2 protein-coding genes and 1 pseudogene are annotated in these 1,894 nt (G+C 66.5%); 1 reads left to right on the top strand and 2 read right to left on the bottom strand.

The features are described 5' to 3' along the window. Nucleotides 1-178 (bottom strand): annotated as a pseudogene (locus ABZ717_RS28565) (LytR family transcriptional regulator); the annotation flags it as partial. 152 nt (nucleotides 179-330) lie between these two features. After that, nucleotides 331-831 (bottom strand): RDD family protein, encoded by a 501-nt coding sequence (locus tag ABZ717_RS28560; protein WP_358516367.1) that lies wholly within the window; start codon nucleotides 829-831, stop codon nucleotides 331-333. A gap of 330 nt (nucleotides 832-1,161) precedes the next feature. Between ABZ717_RS28560 and ABZ717_RS28555 the strand changes: the two genes are divergently transcribed. Continuing rightward, the coding region (locus tag ABZ717_RS28555; RefSeq protein ID WP_358516364.1) for a glutamine synthetase beta-grasp domain-containing protein at nucleotides 1,162-1,894 on the top strand (733 nt) is incomplete at its 3' end.

The raw sequence follows: 1,894 nt of genomic DNA, 5'->3' as shown, positions 1-1,894 counted from the left end.
CGTCGGTGTCCACCTGCGTGGTGGTGATGTTGCCGATCAACCCCTGGTACCAGCCGTAGCCGCCCAGACTTGCGACGATGGTCAACGCCGTGACGGCACAGGCGATCCACTGTCCCCCGGACATTCTTGTGGCGCCCAGGGCACCTGACGAGTGAGGGGCGGAACGTTTTCCAGCCATGCGAACCTTCGGATACGAAGAAGACCTTGGAGGGGGCGGGGTCAGGGCGGCCAGAAGGCTCGCGGCCCCGGGAAAAGCTGTTCAGGATGCTAACAGCAGCCCGAAGGGCGCCCCGACGCACCCGACGCCGGTCCGACGCGTCCTGTGAGGGGTCAGTAACGGGTCGCGATGGTGCCCGCGGCCCGGTCGTGTAGACCACGTGTGTCACGGTCGTAGACCACGGCCGGAATCACCAGGCACAACAGCAGGGTCCGCACCGTCATGGACACGAACCAGGGCCAGGAACGCTCTCCCGTGGCCGTGATCCCGACGCCGACGATCCGCCGCCCGATCGTTGTACCGAACAGGGTCAGCAGCACGATGCTCATCGCCGCGAACACCACCAGGGTGGACAGGGTGGTGAAGTTGGTCAGGGCCAGGGCCTCCTGCTCCCCACCGCTCGCGGCGGCCGCCGCGAGTTCCCGGCCGATCAGACCCGCGTTGATGGCCCCCCAGACGAGGAGGCTCGCCACGGCCCAGTCCAGGGCCAGGCCGACGAGTCGACGGACCACGCCCGGCACCGATCGAGGACCTTCCTCGGGCAGCCCGAGCCGGTTCCCCCGGTAGCGGAAGTCGTCGTCGGGGTCGGCGGTGGACCGGCTCTCGTCACTCATGGTTTTCACGGTATAGGCACGTCACGGACACCCGCACCCGGGTGGGCACGGATGGTGTGACGCCGGCCGCGAACCCGGGTGGGACCGATCACCCCCGAACCACGCCGACGGGCCGATTCGCCCTTGAAACAGGCGGAATCACCGCCCCATGGGGGTCGTCCACGTGATCACCTCGCTCCGTAACATGCAAGAAACAATCGAGACATGGCGTGGAAATCACGCGCTCCTAGCTTCGAGAGCGAAGCCGGGAGACGGCGTGTGGTCGACGGGCCCCGCGATGGAGCGGACCCACCGACCCGCCGTCTCAGCCACCTGCACGGAGGTTCCGTTTTGTTCAGCAGCGTCGATGAGGTCCTCGCCTACATCCGAGACGAGGACGTCGCATTCCTCGATGTCCGTTTCACGGACCTGTTCGGGGGCGTGAACCACGTGACCCTCCCGACCGAGAACGTGGACGAGTCCACCTTCACCGACGGCCAGATGTTCGACGGTTCCTCGATCCGCGGCTTCCAGGCCATCCACGAGTCCGACATGCTGTTGCTGCCGGACCTGAGCACCGGCGTGCTGGACCCGTTCCGCAAGCACAAGACGCTGAACATGACGTTCTTCGTCCACGACCCGCTCACGCTGGAGTCCTACAGCCGCGACCCGCGCAACGTCGCCCGCAAGGCCGAGGCCTACCTGCGCGGCAGCGGCGTCGCCGACACCGCCTTCTTCGGTGCCGAGGCCGAGTTCTACATCTTCGACGACGTCAAGTTCAAGACGAGCGCGAACACCGGCTACTACGAGATCGACTCCATCGAGGGCGCCTGGAACACCGGCTCGGCGATCGAGGGCGGCAACCGCGGGTATCGTCCGCGCTTCAAGGGCGGCTACTTCCCGGTCGAGCCGGTCGACCACTACAGCGACCTGCGCTCGGACATGGTGAAGACGCTCATCGAGTCCGGCATCGAGGTCGAGCTCCAGCACCACGAGGTCGGCACCGCCGGTCAGGCCGAGATCGGCATCCGGTTCGGCACCCTGCTCAAGCACGCCGACAACGTGCAGCTGTACAAGTACATCG

The sequence above is a fragment of the Nocardiopsis sp. NPDC006832 genome (genome assembly GCF_040635885.1).
In the GTDB taxonomy this organism is placed as follows: domain Bacteria; phylum Actinomycetota; class Actinomycetes; order Streptosporangiales; family Streptosporangiaceae; genus Nocardiopsis.
This window is presented reverse-complemented; position numbering and strand designations above follow the sequence as displayed.